This window comes from Actinokineospora auranticolor (assembly GCF_041897805.1).
GTDB classification, from domain to species: domain Bacteria; phylum Actinomycetota; class Actinomycetes; order Mycobacteriales; family Pseudonocardiaceae; genus Actinokineospora; species Actinokineospora auranticolor.
Genome location: NZ_CP154825.1, coordinates 4,632,983 through 4,658,259 on the forward strand (window position 1 = coordinate 4,632,983; position 25,277 = coordinate 4,658,259).

Annotated in this window: 18 protein-coding genes; 7 read left to right on the plus strand and 11 right to left on the minus strand. The window is 72.7% G+C overall.

The annotated features are described in order from the left end of the window. Positions 1 to 621 precede the first annotated feature (621 nt). Positions 622 to 831 carry a hypothetical protein gene (locus V5P93_RS20460; RefSeq protein WP_245931727.1) on the plus strand — a complete coding sequence of 70 codons (210 nt, stop codon included), beginning with the start codon at positions 622 to 624 and terminating at the stop codon, positions 829 to 831. A gap of 18 nt (positions 832 to 849) precedes the next feature. Here the strand turns inward: V5P93_RS20460 and V5P93_RS20465 are convergent, their stop codons facing one another. The 3 genes from V5P93_RS20465 to V5P93_RS20475 are packed head-to-tail and all read right to left on the minus strand — an operon-like array spanning position 850 to position 3,599. Continuing rightward, the gene (locus tag V5P93_RS20465) at positions 850 to 1,512 is read right to left on the minus strand and encodes a response regulator transcription factor (protein WP_104482943.1); all 663 of its coding nucleotides are present in this window, start codon (positions 1,510 to 1,512) and stop codon (positions 850 to 852) included. Further along, on the minus strand, positions 1,509 to 2,600 hold the full coding sequence (locus V5P93_RS20470; RefSeq protein WP_104482944.1) for a sensor histidine kinase: 1,092 nt from the start codon (positions 2,598 to 2,600) through the stop codon (positions 1,509 to 1,511). Before V5P93_RS20470 ends, V5P93_RS20465 begins: the two co-directional genes overlap by 4 nt. Positions 2,601 to 2,657: 57 nt before the next feature. Next, on the minus strand, positions 2,658 to 3,599 hold the full coding sequence (locus tag V5P93_RS20475) for a UbiA family prenyltransferase (protein WP_181043895.1): 942 nt from the start codon (positions 3,597 to 3,599) through the stop codon (positions 2,658 to 2,660). Between the two features lie 229 nt (positions 3,600 to 3,828). Here V5P93_RS20475 and V5P93_RS20480 point away from each other — a divergent pair, with 229 nt between their 5' ends. The 3 genes from V5P93_RS20480 to V5P93_RS20490 all read left to right on the plus strand — a co-directional run bounded on the left by V5P93_RS20480 (position 3,829) and on the right by V5P93_RS20490 (position 6,286). Next, the gene (locus V5P93_RS20480; RefSeq protein ID WP_104482946.1) at positions 3,829 to 4,692 is read left to right on the plus strand and encodes a BTAD domain-containing putative transcriptional regulator; all 864 of its coding nucleotides are present in this window, start codon (positions 3,829 to 3,831) and stop codon (positions 4,690 to 4,692) included. Between the two features lie 119 nt (positions 4,693 to 4,811). Next, the gene (locus V5P93_RS20485) at positions 4,812 to 5,582 is read left to right on the plus strand and encodes a TerC family protein (protein WP_104482947.1); all 771 of its coding nucleotides are present in this window, start codon (positions 4,812 to 4,814) and stop codon (positions 5,580 to 5,582) included. A gap of 98 nt (positions 5,583 to 5,680) precedes the next feature. Further along, positions 5,681 to 6,286, plus strand: a complete 606-nt coding sequence (locus V5P93_RS20490) for a hypothetical protein (protein WP_146108354.1) — start codon at positions 5,681 to 5,683, stop codon at positions 6,284 to 6,286. A 78-nt stretch (positions 6,287 to 6,364) separates the two neighbouring features. Here V5P93_RS20490 and aroF read toward each other — a convergent pair whose 3' ends face one another. The 8 genes from aroF to V5P93_RS20530 all read right to left on the minus strand — a co-directional run bounded on the left by aroF (position 6,365) and on the right by V5P93_RS20530 (position 18,099). Then, complete coding sequence (aroF, locus tag V5P93_RS20495) at positions 6,365 to 7,471, minus strand: 3-deoxy-7-phosphoheptulonate synthase (RefSeq protein ID WP_104482949.1); 1,107 nt, start codon at positions 7,469 to 7,471, stop codon at positions 6,365 to 6,367. Next, entirely contained in the window at positions 7,468 to 11,220 is a 3,753-nt protein-coding gene (locus V5P93_RS20500) for an amino acid adenylation domain-containing protein (protein ID WP_104482950.1), read from the minus strand. The genes aroF and V5P93_RS20500 overlap by 4 nt, the downstream gene beginning before the upstream one ends. A gap of 24 nt (positions 11,221 to 11,244) precedes the next feature. Further along, entirely contained in the window at positions 11,245 to 11,943 is a 699-nt protein-coding gene (locus V5P93_RS20505; RefSeq protein WP_104482951.1) for an aminodeoxychorismate/anthranilate synthase component II, read from the minus strand. After that, on the minus strand, positions 11,940 to 13,421 hold the full coding sequence (locus V5P93_RS20510) for an anthranilate synthase component I family protein (protein WP_104482952.1): 1,482 nt from the start codon (positions 13,419 to 13,421) through the stop codon (positions 11,940 to 11,942). Before V5P93_RS20510 ends, V5P93_RS20505 begins: the two co-directional genes overlap by 4 nt. A 100-nt stretch (positions 13,422 to 13,521) precedes the next feature. After that, positions 13,522 to 14,958 (minus strand): phenylacetate--CoA ligase family protein, encoded by a 1,437-nt coding sequence (locus V5P93_RS20515; RefSeq protein WP_104482953.1) that lies wholly within the window; start codon positions 14,956 to 14,958, stop codon positions 13,522 to 13,524. Beyond that, positions 14,958 to 15,626 carry a flavodoxin family protein gene (locus V5P93_RS20520; RefSeq protein WP_104482954.1) on the minus strand — a complete coding sequence of 223 codons (669 nt, stop codon included), beginning with the start codon at positions 15,624 to 15,626 and terminating at the stop codon, positions 14,958 to 14,960. Before V5P93_RS20520 ends, V5P93_RS20515 begins: the two co-directional genes overlap by 1 nt. 131 nt (positions 15,627 to 15,757) lie before the next feature. After that, positions 15,758 to 16,525 (minus strand): thioesterase II family protein, encoded by a 768-nt coding sequence (locus V5P93_RS20525; protein ID WP_104482955.1) that lies wholly within the window; start codon positions 16,523 to 16,525, stop codon positions 15,758 to 15,760. Positions 16,526 to 16,620: 95 nt separating this feature from the next. Further along, entirely contained in the window at positions 16,621 to 18,099 is a 1,479-nt protein-coding gene (locus tag V5P93_RS20530) for an MFS transporter (protein WP_104482956.1), read from the minus strand. Between the two features lie 309 nt (positions 18,100 to 18,408). On the opposite strand from V5P93_RS20530, the gene V5P93_RS20535 reads away from it, so the two are divergent. The 3 genes from V5P93_RS20535 to V5P93_RS20545 are packed head-to-tail and all read left to right on the plus strand — an operon-like array spanning position 18,409 to position 25,194. Then, complete coding sequence (locus tag V5P93_RS20535) at positions 18,409 to 19,659, plus strand: MalY/PatB family protein (protein ID WP_181043896.1); 1,251 nt, start codon at positions 18,409 to 18,411, stop codon at positions 19,657 to 19,659. A 32-nt stretch (positions 19,660 to 19,691) separates the two neighbouring features. Next, positions 19,692 to 21,122: a serine hydroxymethyltransferase gene (glyA, locus tag V5P93_RS20540; protein WP_104482958.1), complete on the plus strand. Its 1,431-nt coding sequence runs from the start codon at positions 19,692 to 19,694 to the stop codon at positions 21,120 to 21,122. A 13-nt stretch (positions 21,123 to 21,135) separates the two neighbouring features. Continuing rightward, the gene (locus V5P93_RS20545; protein ID WP_181043897.1) at positions 21,136 to 25,194 is read left to right on the plus strand and encodes a non-ribosomal peptide synthetase; all 4,059 of its coding nucleotides are present in this window, start codon (positions 21,136 to 21,138) and stop codon (positions 25,192 to 25,194) included. The last annotated feature ends 83 nt before the right edge of the window (positions 25,195 to 25,277 follow it).

Genomic DNA, 25,277 nt, shown 5'->3' on the forward strand with positions numbered 1-25,277 from the left:
AGCGAGATCAACCCGGAACGCCGCCACCGGAGCTACCCGCGGGTGATCAAACGGAAAATGAGCAACTTCCCGGTCAAACGCGCACGACACCGACAACAACTCCGAAACAGCCGACCACCTCACTCGAACATCACCCTCACCCCGCCCAGCAAGACCCGACACCGCCGCCGACCAGCCGAAACCACCTAACCGACCGGCATTGCGGCTAGGGGGCGTTGGGTGTGAGGCAGAGGACGTGGGAGTGGGTCGGGGAAGGGGTGTAGGCGACGAAGGCGGGGGGTTGGCCGGGGTGGTCGAGGCAGACCCTCGGTTCCCGGGTCCTGGCGAACTCGGCGACGGCCCGGTAGGAGCCCGGTCGGCAGGCGGGGTTGAGGCGGGCAGCAAGGCGCCGTCTTCCGTCCCCGCCTGCACGGACACCTTCACCGTCGGACTCCGCCCGTGGACAACCGCGGCCACCGGCACGACCACAACCCCCGCCCCACGCGGGACGGCGACGTCCCCCACCACCCGCGGCACTCCCCTATCCCCCATGCCCCTTCAGACGCGCCCGCCTCGGCGCTCGTTACCGGAGCCACCCGATCGGCCGAAACCGCGCGCATCGGGCGAGGGCAGAATCCGGGAATGCCGGAGCAGACACGCGCCTTCTGGGACCAGCACGCCGCGACCTTCGACGACGAGGCCGACCACGGGCTCCGGGATCCCGTCGTGCGGGCGGCGTGGGCGGAGTTGCTGCTGCCGCTGATCCCCACGGGTTCGGCCGTCGCGGACCTCGGGTGTGGGACCGGGTCGTTGTCCGTCCTCCTCGCCGAGGCGGGTCACCGGGTCGTGTGATCGTCCCTTGCGTACCGCTCAGTCCTCTACGCCCTTGATCAGTCGGGCGGCGGTGGCCTTGCGGACGGCGTCCATTCTGGACACCGCGCCCAGTTTGGCGTAGATGTTGGTCAGGTGGCGCTTCACCGTGCCCGGGGTGATGAACAGCTCGGACGCGATCTGGGCGTTGCTCTTGGCCTTCGCCAGGAGTTTGAGGACTTCGAGTTCTCGTTCGGAGACGACCTTGCCCGCCGGTTGTTGGCGGTCCAGGCGTTCGATGGTGGTGCGGGAGACCGAGACCACGACGTTGCCGTCACCCCTCGTGACCGAGCGGACGGCGGCGATCAGCTCGTCCTTCGCGACCGTCTTCACCATGTACGCCGACGCCCCCGACTCCAGCAGGTCGTGCACCAGCACCGGGTCGTCGTGCATGGTCAGGATGACGATCCTGGTGAACGGCGCCGCGAACCGGAGCCTGCTGATCGTGACCCGCGCGCCCGGGCCGGGCATCTCGACGTCCAGCAACACCACGTCCGGCTGCAACCGCTCGGCCAAGGCGACCGCGTCGGTGCCCGACGCGCCCTCGCCGACCACGCGGAAGTGGGGGTCGGTCAGCAGCATCTCGCGCAGGCCCTCGCGGAACAGGGTGTGGTCGTCGACGACCACGATCGCGACCTCGTCCTGGGAACCCGGCCCGCTCACCGGACCACCTCCGGCAGTTGCACGCGGATGTCGACGGTCGTGCCGCGACCCGCCGCGCTGGTGATCGTCAGTGTGCCGCCCAGCAGGGCGACCCGCTCGCGCATCGAGGTCAGGCCCACGCCCCGGTCCTCCTGCCGCACCCGCGCCACGTCGAACCCGTCGCCGTCGTCGCGCACCACGCCGTGCAGGCCGCGGGCCTCGACGTCGACGCACACGTCGAGCCTGCCCGGGTCGCCGTGCAGCAACGCGTTGCGCACCGCTTCGCGCAGCACCAGGTAGACCTCCTCGCGGTAGGTGTCGGGCACGGTCTGGTCGTCGCCGCTGCACGTGAAGCGGACGTCGATGTCCGGCGGCACGCTCACCTTCAGGTACCTGCCCAGCGCCGCGACCAGCCCGTCCGCGCCCACCGCGCTGCCCAGCTCGGCCGACAGCGCCCGGACCGTCTTGAGCGCCTCGCGCAGCGCGCCCTTGGCGACCTCCAGCTTGGCGGCCGACCGCTCCGGTTGGTCGTTGATGTAGATGTCGTGCAGCTCCAGGTTCTGCAGCCCCACGCCGACCGCGTGCGCGGCCCGGTCGTGCAGTTCGCGGGCCATGCGGTGGCGCTCCTCCAGGTGCGAGTTGTGCACCTTCTTCAACAGGAACCCGGCGTAGGAGATGGTCGCCACCCCCACCCGCCGCATGATCGCGGCGTGCAGCGCCTCGCTCAGCGCGATCACCGCGCGCGGGTCCGCGGTCCCGGCGGGCACGATCTCGTCGATGACGGTGGAGAACAGCACCGTGGCCGCGTGCAGCGACTCCGTGGGGTGGATGCCCGCGACCGCGCGCTCGCCGCCGATCTCCGCGCTGAGCGGGTCCAGCGCCAGGTGCGAGCGGTCGTAGCCGCGCACGCCACCGAGGTCGGCGCGGGCCAGGTCGGTGAGCACCGCCTCCGCCTGGTGCATGGCCTGCCCCAGCCACTCCGGGTTGCCTGCGATCGGGTTACCCAGGTCCGCCAACCGGTCGAGATAGGTGTCGAGAATCCGGGCTCGCACGGCGGAGGTGAGACCGTTCCCGGTTTCGCCCCCACCCTCGGCCGAGTTCCGCGTCATGGCCCTCCACCCTACCGCCCCATGCCGTTTACGGATCACCGCGCCGATCGGTGAATATCACACCAGCAATGCCAGGTTGGCGACGTACTGAGTGACCATATAAACGCGGTAGACATCCTTACCGCAATCCGGCCGCGGCGACTTCCGCGTCCGCTGGAGCACCCACGGCGCGGCGGCGAGCATAATGCCGCCCGCGAGCACGCAGAGCGCCGGGAGGGCAACCCCAGGGGCGAACGCCGTGGACACCAGGAGGAACGCCGCGCCGTAGCCGACGGCGAGCACCCGGGCCAGGGTCGTGGCGCGCTCGGGGCCGAGCAGGATGGGCAGCGTGCGGCGCACCGCGAGCCGGTCCCCCCGGACGTCCTTGAGGTCCTTGGTCGCGGTGCCCACCACACCCATCCACAGCGACAGTCCGAGCGCGAACACCACCATGTCCACCCCGGGCACCGGCCCGCGCACCGCCACCGCGCCCGCCAGGTAGGTCAGCGCGCCCAGCGCAGTGCCGCTGAACACCAGCCCCGGCACGCTGTTCTTCAGCGGCCGGGGGCCGAACGAGTAGGCCCAGCCGAGCATGAGCATCAGCACGGTCAGCAGCACCAGCGCCGCCGACACCAGCGCCGCGGCGGCCACCCCGACGACGGACAGGCAGGCGACCGCCCGCCACGCGGCGGGAACGGGCAGCGCGCCGGTCGCGATCGGTCTGCGCGAGCCGTTGCGCCGGTCGCCGTCCACATCGGATATCCCGTTCAGCGCGTAGATGGCCACGCACACCGCGAACCAGGCCAGCATTCCGACGGAGGTGTGCCACAAGAGCAGACCCGACGGGTCCGCTAAGCGCGCGCCGATGGCGAATCGGAGCAGGTACATAAGCTGAACGGTCCATCGCGCCTCGCGCAGGGCCAGTCGTATCGCCCGGGTGGTGGAAATCCCCCGGGCGGCTATGCCGGTCGCGGCGTCGGTGTTCGCCTTGGGAGAGTCGAATCCGAACAGGTTCGTCACGCCAGGGTAAATGACCATGGCCAATAGTGGCCGATGTTTCGCGACCGCCGGAAGCGACCGCACGGCACATCCTGCGCTACGACCAAGGTAACAGTGCCGCTACCCCCTTGGACCACACTTGCTCCACCCCCGGTCGTAACCGCCTTGGAACCGCCCTGACCTGGGGATAGCTTCGCACTGTACGCACCTGCCGACCGCATCGGCAGCGCCTGTTGGGGGAGGAACACCAATGACCGCCAGCACCGCCGTCCGGGTTTCCGTGACACTCCTCGGCTCCTTCTCGCTGCGCCTGGACGGCCGACCGGTCCGGAAATGGCGCGCGGGCAAGGCGCGCAGCCTCTTCCAGTACCTGCTCGTGCACCGCGACCGGGTGGTGCTGCGGGACAAGCTGCACGAGGTGCTGTGGCCGCACAGCGACTGGTCGCCGAACTCCAGCTCGCTCAAGGTCGCCATGCACGCGCTGCGGCAGATCCTGCAGACCAGCCCCGACGGCACCAACACCAGCGGTGTGCGGATCGTGCACCAGGACTTCGGCTACGCCCTCTACGCCGACGGCATCTCCGTCGACGTCGACGAGTTCGAGGCCATGGTCGAGGCGGGTCGCGCGGCGGACAAGGTCGGCGACACCCCGCGCGCGGTCGCGGCGTACCGGGCCGCGATGGAGGTGTACCAGGGCGACTTCCTGCCCGGCGACAGCGCGGACTGGATCGTGGAGCAGCGCGAGTGGTGCAAGTCGCTGGCGCTGCGGGCGCTGGACCGGCTCAGCACCGAGGCGGCCCGCGTCGGCGACTTCGACCAGCTGGTCCGCTGGTGCAGGCGCACCATCGAGCTGGACCCGTACCGGGAGTCGGCTTACCAGATGGTGATGAGCGCGCACGGCCGCTTCGGCGAGCTGGCCGCGGTGCGCCGCTGGCACGACATGTGCACCCGCAGGCTCGCCGAGGAGTTGGGCGTGCGGCCGAACCAGGAGACCGAGCGCGCGTACTTCGCGGCCATGCGCGGCGAGGGCCGCGCCGCCGCCCCGCTGCGCGCCGTCCCCGGTCCCCGCGTGGTCCGCCCGCACCGCGCCCTGGCCATCCGGGACGCGAGCTGACCCGGCGGCGGGGTCGCACGGTCGGGTAGTGTCGCGGTCGTTATGTCAGATATGTCCAGGATGTGGGCGTGGCGTGCGTGACCATGTCCCTGGGATGTCCTCGGCGACCGGGAGGCCACATGGACTGGATGCTCAGCCCTGAGCTGTGGGTGGCCTTCGGCACGCTGCTGGTGCTGGAGATCGTGCTCGGCATCGACAACATCGTGTTCATCTCGATCCTGGCGGGTCGGCTGCCGGTCGAGCAGCAGCAGCGGGCCCGGATCATCGGCCTGTCGCTGGCGCTGATCACCCGGCTGCTCCTGCTGGCGTCGCTGTCCTGGGTGATCGGGCTGACGGCGCCGCTGTTCTCCCTGTTCGGCCAGGAGATCTCCGGCCGCGACCTGATCCTGGTGCTGGGCGGTCTGTTCCTGCTGGGGAAGGCCACCTACGAGATCCACGAGCAACTGGAAGGCGCCGAGCACACCACGAACCGCAAGGCGGTGTCGTTCGCGGGCGTCATCGTCCAGATCCTCATCCTGGACGTGGTGTTCTCGCTGGACTCGGTCATCACCGCGGTGGGCATGGTCGACGAGCTGGGCATCATGATCGCGGCGGTGGTCGTGGCCATGGTGATCATGCTGGTGTCGGCCCGCGCGATCAGCAAGTTCGTCAACCGGCACCCCACGGTCAAGATGCTGGCGCTGGCGTTCCTGCTGCTGATCGGCGGCAGCCTCATCGCGGAGGGCTTCGACCAGCACATCCCCAAGGGCTACGTGTACGGCCCGATCGCGTTCTCCATCTTCGTGGAGTTCCTGAACCTGCGCGCCCGCGCGAAGCGGGCCAAGGCGCCGGTGCACCTGCACCCCACGTACGTGAAGGAAGACCGCGAGGAACCGTCCGCTCCGGGATGACCCGGGGGCCGTACGGCCGTTCAGGTGGTGTCGGTAACCGAACCCGCAACCCTCGCGTCGCAGTGATCATGGTTGACGAAGCAGGGGTGCCGCCGCGGGTGACGGGAGAGATCGAGGTCCCGCGCGGCGCGGGGGTGGTGGTCGTTCCGGTGACCACGGTGGTACACGGGGAGAACCGGACGGTGAAGGTGCACGCGCCCGCGGGTGTGCACGACGGCGCGCTGTTGCCGATCGGGACCGAGCCGGACGGTCCCTACGTCCGGGTGCGCCTGGTGCGGGCCAAGGTCGATCCGAAGCAGGTCACGAAGTTCGCCGCGATGGTGGTGGCCTGCGCCACCGCCTACGTCCTCGTGCACGACTTCCTGGCGTACGTGGACCGCGAGTCGGAGCCGCGCCCGGTGGCCGTGGGCGGCGGGCGCAAGGCCCTCGAGGGCACGCCGACCCGGCACCAGCTCCCCATCGTCTTCGCGGTGGTGGGCGAGGACATCGGTGACGTAGAACCCGGTGCCTGTCTGCGAACCCCGGAGGGCCGCGCTTCCCTGCTGTTCGATCCCGGGTGTCGGTCGGGCTCCTACCGGGTCGTCGACATCCTGGCCAAGACCATCTCGTCCACCGACTGCCTCGATCGACCCGAGAGCACCCACGTCGCCATGACCGTCGACGACAAGGCCGACACCCACGTCCTCTGCCTCTCCCGAATCTAGTGCCGCGGCCCGCCCACGAACTCGGCCGGGTGGCGGGACCGCGAGATCGGTTCCGCCACCCGGCCGGGGTGGGTTCGGTCAGCTGGCGCGTTCGGCGCGGAAGCGGGTCGGGTTGGCGGTGGGGGTCGTCGGGGCCGGGTCGGTGACCAGGACCGTGGGGTGGTTGCCCGCCAGGGGTTCCAGGCGGCGGCCCGCCGCGGCGGCGGCGAAGCGGAGTCGGTGCATCAGTTCCGGCAGGTCCGAGGTCGGGAGGGCCTGCTTGCCGTCGCACAGGGCGGCGGCGGGGTCGCAGTGGGACTCCACGATGATGCCGTCCGCGCCGCCCGCGGCGGCGGCGAGGGCCAGCGGGATGACGCGGCCCCGTTCACCGGCGGCGTGGCTCGGGTCGACGATCACGGGCAGGTGGGTCCGTTCCCGGAACACGGCCACGGCGGCCATGTCGAGGGTGAAGCGGTAGCTGGTCTCGAAGGTGCGGATGCCGCGCTCGCACAGCACCACCTGCTCGTTGCCGCCGTCGAGCAGGTACTCCGCGGCCAGCAGGGTCTCGTCGACGGTGGCCGCCAGGCCGCGCTTGAGGAGGACCGGGACGCGGGTGGCGCCGACCTCCCGCAGGAGGGCGTAGTTCTGCATGTTGCGGGCGCCGATCTGGAGCATGTCGACCGACTCCGCCAGCAGCTCCACGTCCCGCACGTCGACCACCTCGGTGACGAACGGCAGACCGGTCTCCTCCTTCGCCGCCCGGGCCAGGTCCAGACCGGCCTGGCCCAAGCCCTGGAAGGAGTACGGCGACGTGCGGGGCTTGAAGATCCCGCCCCGCAACGCGTGCGCGCCCGAGTCCCGGACGGCGCGGGCGGTGTCGGTCATCTGGGTCGGGTTCTCCACCGAGCACGGGCCCGCGATCACCGCGAAGCCCGTCCCGCCGATCACCGTCTGCCCCAGGCGGACCACGGAGCCGGTGGCCCGGGACCGCTTGGCCGCCTTGGGGTAGTCGGCGCCGATGCGGTCGACCTCGGCGACCTGGGTCAGGTCCGCCACGGCCGCCGAGACGTCGGCGACCGGGGCGGAGGTGGAGACCAGCGTGGTCGAGTGGATCCGCGGCAGCACACCGGTCCGCCCGACGCGGTCGACGACTTCGGCTCTGTCCTGGTCGGTCGCGTGCTGGTGGAGCCGGATCACAACCGTCATGGGGTCCTCCCGGGGGTGGCGGGGCGCGACTTGTTGTAGGCGTCGACGCCCTCCCACCAGGGGGCGTCGTCGGTGGCCAGGTGGGTGAGGCGGTCGCGGTACGCGGTGGCCAGCGCGGCCACCCGGGTCGGGTCCGCGGTCTCGGGGGCGGTCCAGTGCGCGCGCAGCGCGTCGTCGTCGAGCACGACGCGGACGTCGACAACGGCGAACGCGCCGCACGCCACCACCGCGGTGACCGGGTCCGCCTGCGCGCGCCCCGGCGGTGGGCCGTCGACGGCGACCCCGATCTGCACCGCGCAGCGGGCCGGTACCCGGTCCGCAAGCCGGTCGGGCACCGCCCTGGCGCGTTCGGCGAAGGTCGGACCGCCGTCGGCCAGCTCCACCGGGCGGGACCCGGCGAAGCCGCCGACCAGCGCCGCCACCTGCGGGTGACCGGCCACGCGCAGGCCCGCCAGCACGGCGAGCGGGGTGAGTTCCTGGTCGCCGGTGAGCCAGCCCAGGTCGGTCTCGGCCAGCACGTCGTGCAGGGCGGCGACGATCGCGTCCGCCGGGGTGGCCGCGGCGGTCTCGGCGCGGCCGCGCAGGCCGTCGAACACCGACACCGGCAGTTCGACGAGGTGCGCGCGCACCCCGCCCGACGGGCACGGTCCGCTCCGCTCCGCACCGCCGTCGGCGTCCGCCTCGGCCCACTTGGCGAGGGAGCTCTGGGCGTAGTCGCGGAAGGTGATGGCGGGTGCCTCGACCGTGCCCGGTTCCTCGTACGCGGTGGCCAGTTCCGGCAGCAGCACCCGGTGCGCGCTGTCGAGGTCGACGGTCAGCGGCGACACCGCGAGCTGCACCACCACCGAGCCGTCCGGCAGCAGGTTCAGCCGCAGCACGTGCGGTTCGGCCGTGTCCCGCAGGTCCGCGCGGGCCTCGGCGACCCGGGCCAGCGCCTCCGGCTCGGACAGCACACCCAGGTCGACGACCTCCGGCGGCGGGCCCTCGCGCAGGGCCACCTGCTCGCCGCTGGCGCGCACCACCGTGCGCAGGCTGTCGTGCCGGGCCACGACCTCGGTCCACGCGGCGGTGAACCGGTCGACGTCGAGCCAGTCGCGCCGCCACTCGTAGACCTCGGCGGGTCCGGGCCGGTTGCCGCGCACCCGCCACAGCTGCCGCTGGGCGCCGGTGAGCGGGAACGGCTGGTACCGGTTGGCGGCGTCGTGCACCAGGGCGTGGCTCTCCGCGCCGTGCCGAGCGGCCTCGATCACCTGGGCGATGCCGTGGACCGTGGGCGCCCGGAACAGGTCCGCCATGGTCAGCGACACGTCGAGCTCCTGCTGGAGCCCCGAAAGCAGCCGCATCGCGCGCAGCGAGTCGCCGCCGAGGTCGAAGAACTCGTCCAGGACGCCGATCTCGTCGATGCCGAGCACCTCGGAGAGCAGTTCGCCGACCCGGTGCTCCAGCGCGGTGGTCGGCTCCTGGTACGGGGTCTCCAGGTCGGGGCGGGTGCGCGGCGGCGGGGCCAGGACCGCGCGGTCGATCTTGCCGTTGGCCGTGGTCGGCAGCTGGTCGACGACGTAGGCGGCGGGCAGCATGTACGGCGGCAACCGCCGGGCCAGTTCGCCGCGCAGCACGCGGACCTGGGGCGGGGCCACCGGGTCCGGCTCGATGTAGGCGACCAGGCGCCGGTAGCCGGGGGTGTCCTCGCGGGCCAGCACCGCGCACTGCCGGACGCCGGGTTGGGCGGCCAGCACGCTCTCCACCTCGCCGAGGTGCACGCGGTAGCCGCGCACCTTGGTCTCGTCGTCGATCCGGCCGACGATCTCGATGACGCCGTCGGGCCAGTACCTGGCGACGTCGCCGCTGCGGTAGAGCACCGGGTACGGGTCGTCGGCCAGCGGGTTGTCCAGGAACTTCTCGGTGTTGGCGTCGGGCCGGTTGAGGTAGCCGCGCGACAGGCTCTCGCCGGAGATGTACAGCTCCCCCAGCACCCCCGGCGGCACCGGCTCGCGGCGCTCGTCCAGGACGTAGGTGCGCACGTTCGCCACGGGGCGGCCGATCGGGGGCATGCGCGCGGCGCGCTCGTCACCGGTCAGCGCGGCGGCGGTCGTGGTGAGGTCGCACGTGGTCACCACGTTGGCCTCGGCGGAGCCGTAGACGTTGAGCACCGTGTACGGCAGTTCCGGTGGCGGCCAGGCGCGGACCCGCTCCCCCGCGATCCGCATCGAGCGCAGCGCGCACTCGGCGGGCCACGGCAGCGTCCACAGCCGCTCGGCCATGGCGGTGAGCTGCAGGGTGTGCGTGATCCCGGTGTCCACCAACCAGTCCCGCTGCTGCTCCGGCGACGCGGCGACGGTCGGGTCCGGGATGTGCACGACCGCGCCCGCGGCCAGCACCGGGAAGCAGTCGACCTCGACCAGGCCGAATCCCGGCGAGCACAGCCAGGTGCCACGCGACCCGGCGGTGATCTCGCACTCGCGGATCAGCACGTGCACGGTGTTGCGCAGCGGGCCGTGGCGCAGCAGTACGGCTTTGGGCACGCCGGTGGAGCCGGAGGTGTAGGCGACGTGGCTGATGCTCTCGTCGTCGATCGGTCCGGCGGGGTCGGTGTCCGGCGCGGACTGCCAGGTGGTGGCGTGCCGGTCGACCAGCACGACCGGCCGGGCGCCGCCCTCGTCGAGCGGCAGGACGGCGGCCAGGTGCTGCTTGCTGACCACCGCGACGGCCGCGGAGTCCTGGAGCATGAACGCCAGCCGCTCGGTCGGGTACTCGGGGTCGAGCAGCACCGCGGTGGCGCCCGCCTTCCAGATGGCGAGCTGGGTCAGCAGGCTCTCCGGGCAGCGCTCCATGAACACCCCGACGTTGCTGCCGGGGGTGGTGCCCAGCGACACCAGGTGGTTGGCCATCCGGTTCGCGCCGGACTCGAGTTCGGCGAAGGTGGTGGTGGCGCCCTCGTGCACGACCGCGGGCGCGTCCGGGGTGGACCGCGCGAACCCGGCGATCAGCTCGTGCACCGGGCGCGGGTCGACCTCCTCCTCGGTGTCGTTCCAGCCGAGCAGGATCTGCCCGCGCTCGGCGGAGTCCAGCAGCGGCAGCACCGACACGGTGCGGTCGTCGGCCACGCCGACCATCGCCTCCAGCATGCCGCCGAGGTGCTTGGCGAGCCGGTTGACGGTGCCGCGCTCGTAGAGCGCGGCGTTGCCGACCAGCGCGGCCCGCGGCCTGCCGCGCACCAGTTGCAGCACGACGACGATGTCGGCGTAGTGCAGTTCGCTCTCGGTGTGCCGATCGGCGTGGTGGCCGGGTTTGTCGCCGGGGCGGATGGCGATCAGGCCGTGGCAGGGGGCCTGGGTGGCGGCGCCGTCGGTCTCGCACAGGCGCAGCAGTTCCGCGCCGTCGACCGCGCCGACCACGGCGGCGTCCTTGATGGCGCGGACGGCGGTGGCGCGCAGGTCCCCGATCCGGGTGTCCCCGTGCACGGGTAACCGCGGAACGGTCAACTCCTCGTCGACTTGGCCGATGATCAGGTCGGTCTCACCGGTGTAGCGCAGCAGCAACGCGGCCAGCGCGGCCATCGGCAGGTCGGCGGCGAGCGTCCCGTCGGCGCCGATCAGCTCCCGCTGCGCGGCCTCGCTCAGCGGCACCGCGCAGACCAGCGGTTCGACCAGCCGCGGCGCGCGCGGCAACCGGTCGGTCGGGATCGGCTTGACCAGCGGGGCGCCAGCCAGGTGCTGCTGCCACGCCGTGGTGTCCTGGCTGTCGTGCACGGCATTCTCCTCGTTCGCAACTCGTCAGGCCGACAGGGCCTGGGACAGGCCGGGGTGGCCGAGGTCGGGCAGGGTGCGGGCGGCGCGGAGGGGCTCGGGCCGGTACAGCTCGGCCTGGTGCGCCACCCGCCTGCGGTGCCAGGCGGGGTGGCGGCCGTGGGTGCGGACGAAGTTGTGGATCAGCCGCATGCCGTCCTCGGTGCGGATGCTCTCCGGGTGGAACTGCACCGACTCGATGGGCAGCCAGCGGTGCCGCAGGCCCATCACGTACCGGTCGTCGCAGGACCAGGCGCTGACCTGCAGGCAGTCCGGGACGCTGTTCTCCACCACGACCAGCGAGTGGTAGCGGGTGGCGGCGAAGTCCTCGGGCATCTCGGTGAACACGCCGGTGCCGTCGTGCCGGACCCGGCTGGTCTTGCCGTGCATGAGGTGGTGCGCGGGCACCACCTGGCCACCGAAGGCGAGCCCGATGGCCTGGTGGCCGAGGCAGATGCCGAAGATCGGCACCTGGTCGCCGAAGGTGCGCACGATGTCGACGTGGCTGGACTCGGACGGGTGGCCCGGGCCGGGGCCCAGCAGCACCGCGTCCGGTTTGATCAGCCGGATCTCGTCGAGGGTCAGCTCGTTGGAGCGGACCACCAGCGGCTCGGCGCCCGCGGAGAGCAGGTACTGGCGGATGATGTAGACGAAGCTGTCGAACGCGTCGACCACGAGGACCCTCACAGCAGCTCCCTCCCCGTGACCGCCCAGTAGGCGGCGCTCGACTTGGCCAGGGTCTCGGTCCACTCGCGACCGGCGTCGGAGTCGGCGACCACCCCGGCCGAGGCCCGGGTGCGGTACACGCCGCCGGAGTGGATGAGCGTGCGGATGCACAGCGCGAGGTTCAGGTAGCCGCCCGCGCCGATCAGGCCGATGGCGCCCGCGTAGAGCCCGCGGCGGCGCGCCTCGGTGGCCTCGATGATCTCCATGGCGCGGATCTTCGGCGCGCCGGTCATGGTGCCCGAGGGGAACAGCGCGGCGATCACGTCGTAGCTGTCGGTGCCCGGCGCCGCCCGACCAACCACAGTGGACACCAGGTGCAGCACGTGCGAGTAGCGCTCGACGACCATCTGCTCGCGCACCTCGAGGGTGTCCTTGCCGCAGATCCGGCCGATGTCGTTGCGGCACAGGTCGACCAGCATCACGTGCTCGGCGATCTCCTTGGGGCTGCTCGCCAGTGCGGCGGCCGCGACCTCGTCGTCGACCGGTTCCCCGTCGACGACCCCGCGCGGGTGGGTGCCCGCGATGGGCCGCATGACGACCTCGCCGTCGCGGACCCGGACGAACAGCTCCGGGCTGGCGCCGACGACGGTGTGCTCGCCCAGCGGCGTCAGGTACATGTACGGGGAGGCGTTGCGCTCCCGCAGCCGCCGGTACACCCGCACGGGGTCGGAGTCGCTGCGGATCGACAGCTCGTGGCCGAGCTGCACCTGGTAGATGTCGCCGATGGCGATGTGCCCGAGCGCCTTGTCCACGTGCCGCAGGTAGGTCTCGCGCGCCGTGTCGTCCTCGATCACCTCGTCCGCCGACGGGGCGTCCGCGCCCGGGTCGGCGGGCCGGTCCGCGGCGGCGGCGAGCAGGTCGGAGAGCTCGCCGAGGTCGAGGTCCGGCCAGGCGGGGCTGGTGTGCACCAGCAGCTCGGCGTCGCCGGTGACCAGGTCGGTGCGCAGCAAGCCCTGGTAGAGCACCAGGTGCACGTCGGGCACGCCGGGGTCGCTCTCGATCAGGTGCGGCAGGTCCTCGATGTAGCGGGCCACGTCGTAGCCGAAGTAGGCCAGGAAGCCGAACTCGAAGCCGGTGGCCGAGCCGGTCACCTCGAACACCGACTCGGCGGCGCGGATCAGCGCCCACAGGCCGCGGTTGTCCCGCAGCCGGGTGCCGTCCGCGGTCAGCAGCGGCTCGACCCTGGCCAGCACCGCCGCGCGCACCGCGTCGGCGCCGCGCACCTGCACCTCCCCCGCGGTGACCGAGATGCTCAGCCGCTCGGCGAACCCGACCACGTGCTGCCCGCAGTCGCCGGGCGGGCCGCCCGCGGACTCCAGCAGGTAGACCTGGTCGCGGCCGAACCGCGCGCCGAGCGCCAGGTACGCCGTGAGCGGGTCGACGAGGGGCCGCGCCACCCGCGCGGTGGTCACCCGCACGCTGTGGGGTGGGGAGTCCATAACGTCTCCTGTGGTTGTCTGCCTGCCGACGGTGGGGCGCCCGGCGGCACGGGGTCGCCGGGGCGGGGCCGTCCGGGTCCGGACCGCCGGGGTGGGGCCGTCAGGTCGTGATGGCGTAGCGGTGCGCGACCTCGCGGGCGACGCGCACGGCGTCGTCGGCCTCGGTGCGGTGGTCGAGGATGCGCGCGGCCTTCCAGCTGACGAAGGCGCCGGTGCTGGTCACCGGGTCCAGCTCGGACTCCACCGCGATGCCCGCCGCCACGCCGGCGCGCTCGCGCAGCCGGGCCGCGATGCCCGCGCGGACCTCGTCCGGGTCGCCGCTCAGCTCGGGGAGCAGGTCCAGCCGGACGGTGACCTCGTCGGCGCCGTCGGCGTCGCGGTCGATGACGACCTGGTAGCCCAGGCAGCCGCGCACCCCGTCGAGCACCGCGGACTCCAGCTCGGCGGGCTGCAGCCGGGCGGTGCCCAGCGCGATCCGGTCGGCGACCCGGCCGATCACCTCGACGACCGGTCCGGGCAGCGGGGCTCCCGGGCCGGGATCGGTGATCCGCACCAGGTCGGCGGTGCGGTAGCGGATGAGCGGCTTGATGCCCTCGACGAGCATGGTGAGCACCAGTTCGCCCTCACCGGTGCGGCCGAGGTGCTCGCCGGTGTCCGGGTCGACCAGCTCGGCGATGTAGTTGAGCTCGGACAGGTGCAGGTTCCCGGTCTCGGCGCCGGTGGCGATGCAGAGGGTCTCCTGCGAGCCGTAGAGGGTCGGGTAGACCGTGGCGCCGGGCCAGATGCTGGACACGTTGGCGCGGAACTCGGGGGTGCAGATCTCGCCGAGCACCAGGAACATCGAGATCGGCAGGTCGGCGAGGTCGTAGTCGTAGTGCCGGGCGGCCTTGGCCAGGCTCAGGCACAGCGCGGGTGCGCCCACGACGACCTCGACACCCAGGTCCTTGATCAGCCGCAGGGCCTTGCGGAACCCAACGCGCGGGGACTCGGGCCAGATCTTCGCGTGGCAGCCGCCGAGCCGGTCGAGGACATCGGTGAACACGTCGCCGAACGCGTACAGCTCGGTCGGTCCCATCAGGCCGACCACCGGCATCCGGTCGCCGAAGCGGGCGGCGAAGAGCCGCCGCCAGGACTCCTCGACGGCGGAGTTGCTGGCGACGATGTCCTTGGCGCCGCGCGGGCACGGGGTGGAGGGGCCGGTGGTGCCGGTGGTCTCGTAGTAGATCCGCGCGTCGGCCGGGCTGCCGGAGAGCACGTCGTACATCTCGCGGCGCAGGTCGGCCTTGGTGGTGAAGGGCAGCCGCGACAGCGTCTCGGGGGTGACGGCCTCGATGTCGACGCCCTTGAGGTGCTCGCGGTAGAACGGCGACTTCGCGGTGACGTGCCGCAGCACCCTGGTCAGCTGGCTCGCGTGCCAGCCGGCGAGTTCGGCGCCGGTGAGGGTGCCGTCGAAGTAGCGGCCCGCCAGCAGGCCGTAGGTGGCGCGGAAGGCCCGCTCGTCCGCCAGTTTCGCGGCGATCCCGGGGAGGTCGGTCATCACAGGTGCTCCTGCAGCTCGTTGAGCGGCAGGCCCACCCGCTCGTTGCGGTCGGCCACGCTGAGGATCTCGCGGCCGGTGAGGCGGCGGTGCTCGGCCAGCAGTGTGCTCATGTCGATCATCCGCTCGACCATCCGGCCGACGTTGGTCAGGCCCTCGTCGTCCTTGAGCGCGTCGCCGCGGTGCAGCGCGTGCACCTGGGACGGGAAGCCGCTGCCGACCAGGATCATCCGGTTGAGCAGGGCGTTGACGCTCAACTGCGCCCACACCTCGCCCGCGCTGTAGCGGCGGGCCACGGAGATCACGCCCGCGACCTTGTTCGACAGCGGGCGGTCGAAGCGCAGGTAGCCGACGCCCGCGCGCTCGATGAAGGTCTGCATCAGGCTGGCGGACCCGAAGCCGTGCACCGGGGCGGCGAAGATGATGCCGTCGGCGGCCACCATCTTGTCGATCACGCCGGGGATGTCGTCGGTCTGCGCGCACCGGACGAGCCGGTCGTTGCAGTCGCCGCACGGGCCGCAGCGCAGCATGTTCAGGTCGCGCAGGTCGACGGCCTCCAGTTCGGCGCCGCGCTGCTCCGCGATCGCCGCGGCGTAGCGCAGCACATCAGCGGTGTTGCCGTCCCGTTCCGATCCGTTGATGGCGACGATCCTGACTGGTGTGGACACGGCTACTGCCTCCCTCGGGTTCGTTCTGCGGGAAAGGTAGGAACAGCCGGTTGCCGCTCGGTTACGCGAAGATCCACCCGGTGCGGGCGTGGACGTCGACGCGCGGAGACGGACGAACCGGGCACATCGCGTCACGCGGCCCGCCGGGCGCGGCCGACGCCGTCGAGCAGCTCGGTCAGCTCGGCCAGGACCCGTTCGCGGGCCTCGTCGATGAAGAAGTGACCGCCGGGGAACGCCAGCTGCGCGGTCGGTCCCGCGGTCAGCTCCGCCCAGGCCGCGCACCCCGCCGGGGTGACGTCGTGGTCGGCCACACCGCGCAGCACCGCGAAGGGGCACCGCAGCGGCGGTCCGGGTCGGTACGCGTAGGTCTCCACGACCGCGAAGTCGGCGCGGATCGTGGGGAGGAACAGCTCCAGCAGTTCCGGTTGCGCGAGCAGGGTGTCCGGTGTGGCGCCGTAGTCGCGCAGGGCGGCCACGAGCGCCGGGTCCGGCATGGCGTGCAGCTGCCGGGGGTGCGCGGCCACGTGCGGCGCGTCGTGCCCGGAGGCCACCAGCAGCCCGGGTTCGGGCAGCCCGGCGGCGCGCAGGCGGCGGACCAGCTCGTAGCCGACGAGCGCGCCCATGCTGTGCCCGAACACCGCGTACGGCGTGCCCACCAGGCCCGCGACCTCGGGGACGAGGGCGTCGACCAAGGCGCCGAGGTCGCGGTACGGCTCCTCGACGAGCCTGCTCTCCCGGCCCGGCAGGCGGACCGCCCACACCTCGACGTCCGGCGGCAGCCCGTCGGGCCAGTCGTGGAAGGCGCCCGCGCCGCCACCGGCGAACGGCAGGCACAGCAGGCTCACCCGACCTCGGCGGCGGGGAGTGAGGTTGACCAGCCAGTCGGACGCGTCCCGCATGCCGTCCCTCCCAGTCCATATCAGACACTCGACACGTAAGAGTCGGTCCGGGTGGCGGAAGCCGCCACCCGGACCGGTTTAAAGCAGCGCCGAACTCAGGCGGCGGCGGTCTCCGCCACCTCGTCGGACGCCGCGGGCTGGGCCGCGCCCGCCCGCTTGGCGGACGGCAGCAGCACCACGGCCAGCGCGGCGCCGACCACGAGAACGATGCCCGAGACCAGGAACGCCAACCGGTAGCCGCCGGTGGTGGCCTCCGCCGCGGCGGTGCCGCCCGCGACCAGACTCGCGGTGTGCGTTAGCGCCACCGCGACGATCGCGGTGAGGCCCAGCGCCTGGCCCAGTTGCTGGATCGTGGTGAGCACACCGGAGCCCAGGCCGGCGTCCTCCTGGGACACGTCGGCCAGCGCGGCGGTCTGCACCGCCGGGTTGGCCAGGCCGCCGCCGAACCCGATGAGCACGAAGGCGGGCAGCAGGTTCAGCCAGTAGCTGCCGTCCACCGGCGCCCAGGTCAGGGTGAGCACCCCGGCCGCGGCGACCAGCAGACCGGCGGCCAGCGTCCCGCGTGGACCCACGCGCGGCAGCAGCTTCGTCGCCATGGTCAGGCCGGGCACGAACACCACGCAGAACGGCAACCACGCCAACCCCGCCTGCAGCGGTGAGTAGTGCAGCACCTCCTGCATGTAGAGCACCACGAGGAAGAACATCGCCGCGGTGGACCCGGCGAGGAACACGACGGAGACGTTGCCGGTGACCCGGGTGCGGTTGGCGAAGAACCTCAGCGGCACCAGCGGGTTCTCGGACTTGGCCTGGATGACCAGGAACAGCAGCAGCGCCGCGACGCCGCCGACCAGCGGCCACAGCACCGGGCCGCTGCCGAACGGGTGCGTCGCCGCGGACAGGACGCCCTGGATGATCGCGACCAGACCGCCGGTGGCCAGGATCGCGCTGATCCAGCTCGGCTTGCGCGCACCGGCCATCCTCGACTCCGACAGCAGCTTCGGCGCGATCAGCAGCGGGATGACCGCCAGCGGCACGTTGACGTAGAACACCCAGCGCCAGCTGGCGAACTCGGTGAGCACGCCGGAGAGCAGCACGCCCGCCGCCGACCCGAGACCGGCCAGACCGCCCCAGATCGCGAACGCCTTGCCGCGCTCGCCCGGGTCGGTGAACAGCAGCGCCACCAGCGACATCGCCGCGGGCGCGGCGATCGCCTCCGCGATGCCCTGGGCGAAGCGGCCCGCGATGAGCATCTCCTGGTTCTGCGCGGTGGCCGCCAGCAGCGAGGACGCCGCGAACAGCGCCGCGCCCGCGCAGAACATCCGCCTGCGGCCCACGATGTCGGCGAGCCTGCCGCCCAGCAGCAGCAGACCGCCTGCGGCCAACAGGTAGCCGTTGACCACCCAGGTCAGCCCGTCCGCGGTGAACCCGAGATCCGCCTGGATCGACGGCAGCGCCACGTTGACGATGGTGACGTCCAGGAAGATGATGAACTGCACGAGTGCGAGCACCGCGAGCGCGCGCCATCGCCGCGGATCAGCCGGAGGCGCCGCGCTCGTGCTCTCGAGGTGTGCCATGACCCAAGTACTCCCATCGACGTGGACACCGATCGCTTTCCCTCGCCGGTGCCGGACTTGACGTGTCGGCCGAACGTACGAACCCCCGGTTACGCGCCGGTTGTGGCAAACCGGCCTCTGGTACCGGGATCACCCGCGTCGGGGGAGACAATCCGGCACACCCCGCGCCGCCACCCGTTCGTGAGAACACGGTGTCGTTCGGCCCATTCCGGGCACCCACTGAATAACCGGGGCGTCACCAACGCTGCCTAACTTGCCCGTTCGGACCCGTACCGACGGTCTCGACCAGGTGGCAGTAGGAGGATGTCCATGACGGGGAGTCCTCAGCGCGACGAATCGCTGGACTCGGCGGGTGCGCTGGCCGTGCTGCGCGGGCGCACCAGTGCCAAGTGGCGCCAGCACCCCGCTGACGTGTTGCCCTCGTTCATCGCCGAGATGGACCTGCCGGTGGCGGACGAGGTGCTGGCCGCGCTGCGGGCGCACCTCGACCGCGGCGGCGACCTCGGCTACGCCTTCTCGTTCACCGACGACAGCCCGGCGCAGCGCGCCGTCGCCGACTGGCTCGGCGCGCGGTTCGACTGGGCCGTGGCGCCGTCCCGCGTGCTGTACTTCGCCGACGTCACCCGGGTGACCGAGGCCGTGATCGACACCTGCTCCGCACCCGGCGACGCGGTGCTCACCGACATCCCCGCCTACCCCGGGTTCGCCGAGTCCGTGCGCGACCGCGGCCGGGAGCTGGTGGCCAACCCGATGGTGCCGCGCGGCGGGCGCTGGCGGATCGACCTCGACGGGGTCGAGCGCGGCTTCCGCGACGGGGCGCGGATCTACCTGCTGTGCAGCCCGCACAACCCGACCGGCCGGGTGCACACGCCCGCCGAACTGACCCGGATCGCCGAGCTGGCCCGCCGCTACCGGGTGACCGTGTTCAGCGACGAGGTGCACAGCCCGCTGGTGTACCCGGGGTCGACGCACGTGCCGTTCGCGGCGCTGCCCGCGGCGGCGGGGGTGCGCACGGTCACCGGGATCTCGGCGAGCAAGGCGTGGAACCTGGCGGGCCTCAAGTGCGCCTTCGGCGTGCCGGGGGACGCCGCGACCGCCGAGGCGCTGCTGGCGGCGCCGTCGCGGCTGCGCGACGGCGTGGGCATCCTCGGCGCGACCGCCAGCACCGCCGCCTTCGCCGAGGGCGGCCGGTGGCTGGCCGAGACGATGACCAGGCTGGACGCCAACCGGCGGCTGCTGGGCAGGCTGGTGGCCCGCGACCTGCCGGAGATCGGCTACCAGCTGCCGCAGGCGACCTTCCTCGGCTGGCTGGACTGCCGCCGGGTCGCCGACCGGCTCGGCGAGGCCGACCTGGTGGGTCGGGCGCTGCGGGCCGGGCGGCTCGCGGTCACCGACGGCGCCGACTTCGGCAGCCCGGGTTTCCTGCGGGTCGTGTTCGCCACCTCCCGGGTGCTGGTCGCCGAGCAGGTGCGGCGGCTGGCCCACGGCCTCGCCGACGGCGCCCCGGCCGCCCCCGCCGACACCGCCGCCGACGTCGCGACCCTGCCCGCGGCGGCCTGACCCCCGGCGAACCGCAGATCAAGGAGCCACCGATGACCACCACCGAACCGGGCGTGCGCCGCCTGCCCGGCCCGCGCGCCACCGACCCCGGCCCCGCGCTGCTGGCCGAGCGGGCCGTGGCCGACCTGTCCGAGCAGGACCCCGAGCTGTACCGGCTGCTGGCCGCGGACCTGCGCGCGCAGGAGCGGACGCTGGCCATGGTGGCGTCGGCGAGCGCCGCGCCGCCGTCGGTGCTGGCCTGCGCGGGCGGCGCGCTGTCCAACGTCACCGCGGAGGGCTACCCGGGGGCCCGCTTCCACGCGGGCTGCGGGGTGCTCGACGACGTCGAACGGCTGGCGGTGGCGCGTGCCAAGGCCGCGTTCGGCGCCCGCTACGCCAACGTGCAGCCGCACTCGGGCAGCGCGGCCAACCTGTGCGTCTACTTCGGACTGCTGGCCCCCGGCGACACGATCATGGGGATGGACCTCGACTGCGGCGGCCACCTCTCGCACGGCTCCCCCGCGTCGGTCACCGGCAAGTACTACAACTCCGTGAGCTACGGCCTCGACGGCACCGGCCGCATCGACTACACGCGGGTGCGGGTGCTGGCGGAGCGGTTCCGCCCCAAGGTGATCGTCTGCGGGGCGAGCGCCTACCCGCGCACCCCGGACTTCGCCCGGTTCCGGGAGATCGCCGACGAGGTCGGCGCGATCCTGCTCGCCGACATCTCGCACGTGGCCGGGCTGGTCGTCGCGGGCGAGCACCCGAGCCCGATCGACCACGCGCACATCACCACCACCAGCACGTACAAGCAGCTGTGCGGGCCGCGCGGCGGCCTGATCCTGATGGGCCGCGACGCCGACGCCCCGGTGGCCGGGACGCACACCACGCTGCGGAAGCTGTTGCAGCGCTCGGTGTTCCCGCTCGCCCAGGGCACCCCGAACCCGGGCTCGATCGCCGCGAAGGCGCGGGCGCTGCAGTACGTGACGACGCCGGGGTTCCGGTCGCTGGCCCAGCGGATCACCGCCGACGCGCGCACCATGGCCGGGCAGCTGATGGACCTGGGCTACGAGGTGCTGACCGACGGCACCGACAACCACATGGTGCTGGTGAACGTGATGTCGGCGGGGATGACCGGCGTCATCGCCGAAGGCGCGCTGGAGTCCTGCGGGATCCTGGTGAACAAGAACCGGATCCCGTGGGACGTCAAGTCGCCCCGGGTGGGCAGCGGCATCCGGATCGGCACCAACGGCCTGGCGCTGCGCGGTCTCGCGCCGCAGGACATGGGCTACTGCGTGGAGCTGCTCGACACCGTGCTCGGCGCGGTGACCGCCCGGTCGGACACCGAGTACACCCTGCCCGACGAGGTGCGGGACCGGGTGTCCGCGCAGGTGCGCGAGCTGTGCCGGGCGCACCCGATCCCGGCCTACCCGGTAACCGATGGGACCCGCGCCGGGCACCCGGCCGTGGCCGAAGCGTCCTGAGGGGAACACCACCATGACCGAGATCTTCGACCCGGCGCTCATCGCCGACCCGGGGGTGGCGGCGCGCGTCGAGGCGCTGAGCCCCGCGCAGCGGGCGCTGCTGGCCGCGCTGCTGCGCCGCCAGGACGGCACCGCCGCCGAGGACAACCGGGTGGCGCCGCGCCCGCCGGGTCTGACCGAGATCCCGCTGTCCTACGCCCAGCAGCGGCTGTGGTTCATCGACCAGCTGCACCCGGGCAACCCGGCCTACAACTGCCCGATCGCGGTGCGGCTGCGCGGCGAGCTGGACCTGGCGGCGCTCAACGCGAGCCTGCGCGACATCGTCACCCGGCACGAGGCGATGCGGACCCGGTTCGGCTCGCGCGACGCCGTGCCGTTCCAGGTGGTCGACCCGCCCGGCCCGCTGGGGCTGGACCTGGTGGACCTGGTCGGGCTGCCGGAGGGCGAGCGCGAGGCCGAGTTGGTGCGGTACGTGCTGGCCGACGGCGGCGCGCCGTTCGACCTGGCCGCCGGGCCGGTCATGCGGACCAGCCTGATCCGGCTCACCGAGCGGGAGCACGTGCTGCTGCTCAACATCCACCACATCGTCACCGACGGCTGGTCGATGCGGGTGTTCTACGAGGAGCTGGCCGCGCTGTACTCGGCGCACCACGACGGCCGCGTGCCGGACCTGCCGCCGCTGGCGGTGCAGTACCCGGACTTCGCGCTGTGGGAGCAGAACACGCTCGTCGGCGACCGGCTGGCACGGGAGCTGGCGTACTGGCGGCGGCAGCTGGCCGACCTGCCCGCGCTGGACCTGCCGACCGACCGGCCGCACCCGCCCGTGGCCGGTCCCGACGGCGCGGTCACGTACTTCCGGCTCGACGCCGACCGGGTGGCCGCGCTGTCCGCGCTCGGCCGCGAGCAGCGGGCGACGCTGTACATGACGATGCTGTCGGCGTTCTTCGTGCTGCTGTCGCGCTACAGCGCCCAGCGGGACCTGGCGGTGTCCACCTCGGTGTCCGGGCGGCCGTCGCCGGAGCTGGAGTCGCTGGTCGGGTTCTTCGTCAACACGGTGGTCATCCGGGGCAGGCTGGACGGCGAGCCGACGTTCCGCGAGCTGCTGGACCGGGTGCGGGAGACCACGATCGGCGCGTTCGCCAACCAGAGCGTGCCCTTCGAGCGGCTGGTCGAGGAGTTGCAGCCGGTGCGCGACCCGGGCCGCATCCCGCTGGCCCCGGTGATCTTCCTGATGGACAGCACCCCGGACGAAGGGCCCCGGCTGGCCGGGCTGGACGTGGAACCGGTCGAGCACGACGCGGGCACCGCCAAGTTCGACCTGCTGCTGTCCATCCGGGAGTCCGAGGGCAGGCTGCGGGCCCGCGTGCAGTACCGCACCGACCTGTTCGACGCCGACACCATCGACCGGATGATCGGCCACTACCTGGTGCTGCTGGACGAGGCCATCGCCGACCCCGACCGGCCGGTCAGCGCGTTGCCGCTGCTCACCGCCGCCGAGCGGGACCAGCTGCTGGTCGCGGTCAACGACACCGCCACCGAGTTCCCGGCGCACGCCACCCTGCACGGTCTAGTCGAGGACCGCGCCGAGTCCGACCCGGACGCGGTCGCCGCGCAGCACCCCGGCGGGGAGCTGACCTACGGTGAGCTGGACGCGGCGGCGAACCGGCTGGCCAACCACCTCGTCGCGCACGGCGTCGGCCGGGGTAGCCGGGTCGGGCTGGCGCTGCGGCGGACACCGTCGCTGCTGGTCGGGATCCTGGGCGTGCTCAAGGCGGGCGCGGCTTACGTGCCGCTGGACCCCGCGTACCCCGCCGAGCGGCTGACGTTCATGCTCGACGACGCCGAGATCGCGTACCTGGTCACCGAGGCCGAGGTCCGCGACGGCTTACCCGGGACGTCACTCGGCGTCCTCGACCTCACCGCCGACACCGACGTCCTCGCCGCGGCCTCCCCCGAGCGCCCGGCCGTGACCGCCGATCCCGGCGACATCGCGTACGTCATCTACACCTCCGGCTCCACGGGAGCGCCGAAGGGCATCGAGCTGGCCCACCGCGGCGTGGTCAACAACCTCACCGACCTCAACCGCCGCCACGGCGTCGGCCCCGGCGACTCGGTGCTGTCGCTGTCCTCCCCCAGCTTCGACATGTGCGTCTACGAGACGCTGGGCATGCTCACTTCCGGCGGCACCACGGTGTTCACCGACCCCGAGCACGCCAAGGACCCCGCGCACTGGGCCGGGCTGCTGGTCGAGCACGGGGTGACGGTGTGGAACTCGGCGCCGTCGCTGCTCGACCTGCTGACCGGGTACCTGGAAGCGGCCCCCGAGCGGGTGTCGCTGCCCGCGCTGCGGGTGGCGTGGCTCGGCGGCGACTGGGTGCCGGTGTCGCTGCCGGACCGGGTGCGCGCGCTGGCGCCCAACCTGGCGTTCGTGAGCCTGGGCGGAGCGACCGAGTCGTCCATCCACTCGATCATCTACCCGGTCGGCGACGTCGATCCCGGGTGGACGTCCATCCCGTACGGGACGCCGATGGCCAACCAGAGGGCGTACATCCTCGACGACGCGGGCCAACCGGTCCCGGTGGGTGTCCCCGGTGAACTGCACCTGGCAGGCGTCGGCTTGGCGCGCGGCTACCTGAACCGGCCGAAGCTGACGGCGGAGAAGTTCGTCGACCGGGACGGCGAGCGCCTCTACAAGACCGGCGACCTGGCCCGCTGGCGCCGCGACGGCGTGATCGAGCTGCTGGGCCGCAAGGACTTCCTGGTCAAGGTCAACGGGCTGCGCATCGAGCTGGGCGAGATCGAGGCCGCGCTGCGCGACCACGACGACGTCGGCGACGCGGTGGTCGCCGCGCGCACCGACGACGCGGGCGACCGGCAGCTCGTCGGCTACCTGGTGGCCGAGCCCGGCGCGGCGCTGGACGTCCCGGCGGTGCGGCGGTTCCTGGAGAACCGGCTGCCCGGCTACATGGTGCCGCCGGTGCTGATGGTCATCGACGAGATCCCGGTCAGCCCCAACGGCAAGGTCGACCGCGAGGCGCTGCCGGACCCGCGCCGCGAGGGCGGCACCGGCCGCACCACCGGCGGACCGCCGCGCAACGAGCTGGAGGAGCACATCGTCGAGGTGTGGCGGTCGCTGCTCGGCGTGCACACGATCGGCATCGACGAGGACTTCTTCGACCTCGGCGGCGACTCGTTCAAGGCGATCCGGGTCGCGCAGCTGGTCCGGCCGGGCCTGCCGGTGGTGGAGCTGTTCAAGAACCCCACGCCCCGGCGGCTGGCGGAGTTCATCGGGTCCGGCCGGGCGGCGGAGAGCGCGAGCCGCCTGCTGCACCCGCTGACGCCCGAGTCCGGCACCCCGGACCTGACGCTGGTCTGCGTGCCCTACGGCGGCGGCAACGTCGTGTCGTACCAACCGCTGGCCGAGCGGCTGCCGAAGCGGCTGGCGCTGTGGGCGGCGGCGCTGCCCGGCCACGACCTGTCCGTCGCCGACGACGACCTGGTGCCCATCGCCGAGTCCGCGCGCCGCTGCGCCGACGAGCTGCTGGACCGGATCACCGGCCCGATCGCCCTCTACGGCCAGTGCGCGGGCAGCGCGCTCGCGGTGAAGCTGGCCCAGGAGCTGGAGGACCGGGGCGTCGAGCTGACCGCCGTCTACATCGGCGCGGTGCTGCCCGACCCCGACCCGGCGGCCAGCGTCGCGCGGGTGCACCGCGAAGGCGGCCCGGGTGAGGCGTTCTACCAGCACATGCGCGGACTCGGCGGGTTCGACGGCGTGCTGTCGGACGAGGACCGCGACGGCATCCTGCGGGTCATCTGGCACGACATGGCCCAGGCCGCCGGGTTCTTCCTCGACAGCGAGCAGGCCCCGCGCCCGCCGCTGCGCGCGCCGATCCGGCTGGTCATCGGCGACGACGACCACGCCACGGTCGGCTTCGAGACCCGGTACGTCGAGTGGGGCCGCTTCGGGTCCTCGGTGCAGCTGTCGGTCATCCCTGGCGGCGGCCACTACTTCGTCAAGCACCACGCGCGGGAGCTGGCCGAGCTGTTGTCGGCCTTCCACCCGCTGACCTGAGTCGGACGGCGGCAAGCGGCGGCCGGGTTCACCCGGTCGCCGCGTCGCCGCGCCCGCGTCCGGACCACCCGCGCCGACGTTCG

Coding starts and splice junctions, on each gene's coding strand:
- V5P93_RS20460 (WP_245931727.1), top strand. CDS start 622: ATGCCGGAGCAGACACGCGCCTTCTGGGACCAGCACGCCGCGACCTTC.
- V5P93_RS20470 (WP_104482944.1), bottom strand. CDS start 2,600: ATGACGCGGAACTCGGCCGAGGGTGGGGGCGAAACCGGGAACGGTCTC.
- V5P93_RS20480 (WP_104482946.1), top strand. CDS start 3,829: ATGACCGCCAGCACCGCCGTCCGGGTTTCCGTGACACTCCTCGGCTCC.
- V5P93_RS20485 (WP_104482947.1), top strand. CDS start 4,812: ATGGACTGGATGCTCAGCCCTGAGCTGTGGGTGGCCTTCGGCACGCTG.
- aroF (WP_104482949.1), bottom strand. CDS start 7,471: ATGACGGTTGTGATCCGGCTCCACCAGCACGCGACCGACCAGGACAGA.
- V5P93_RS20510 (WP_104482952.1), bottom strand. CDS start 13,421: ATGGACTCCCCACCCCACAGCGTGCGGGTGACCACCGCGCGGGTGGCG.
- V5P93_RS20515 (WP_104482953.1), bottom strand. CDS start 14,958: ATGACCGACCTCCCCGGGATCGCCGCGAAACTGGCGGACGAGCGGGCC.
- V5P93_RS20525 (WP_104482955.1), bottom strand. CDS start 16,525: ATGCGGGACGCGTCCGACTGGCTGGTCAACCTCACTCCCCGCCGCCGA.
- V5P93_RS20530 (WP_104482956.1), bottom strand. CDS start 18,099: ATGGCACACCTCGAGAGCACGAGCGCGGCGCCTCCGGCTGATCCGCGG.
- V5P93_RS20535 (WP_181043896.1), top strand. CDS start 18,409: ATGACGGGGAGTCCTCAGCGCGACGAATCGCTGGACTCGGCGGGTGCG.
- glyA (WP_104482958.1), top strand. CDS start 19,692: ATGACCACCACCGAACCGGGCGTGCGCCGCCTGCCCGGCCCGCGCGCC.
- V5P93_RS20545 (WP_181043897.1), top strand. CDS start 21,136: ATGACCGAGATCTTCGACCCGGCGCTCATCGCCGACCCGGGGGTGGCG.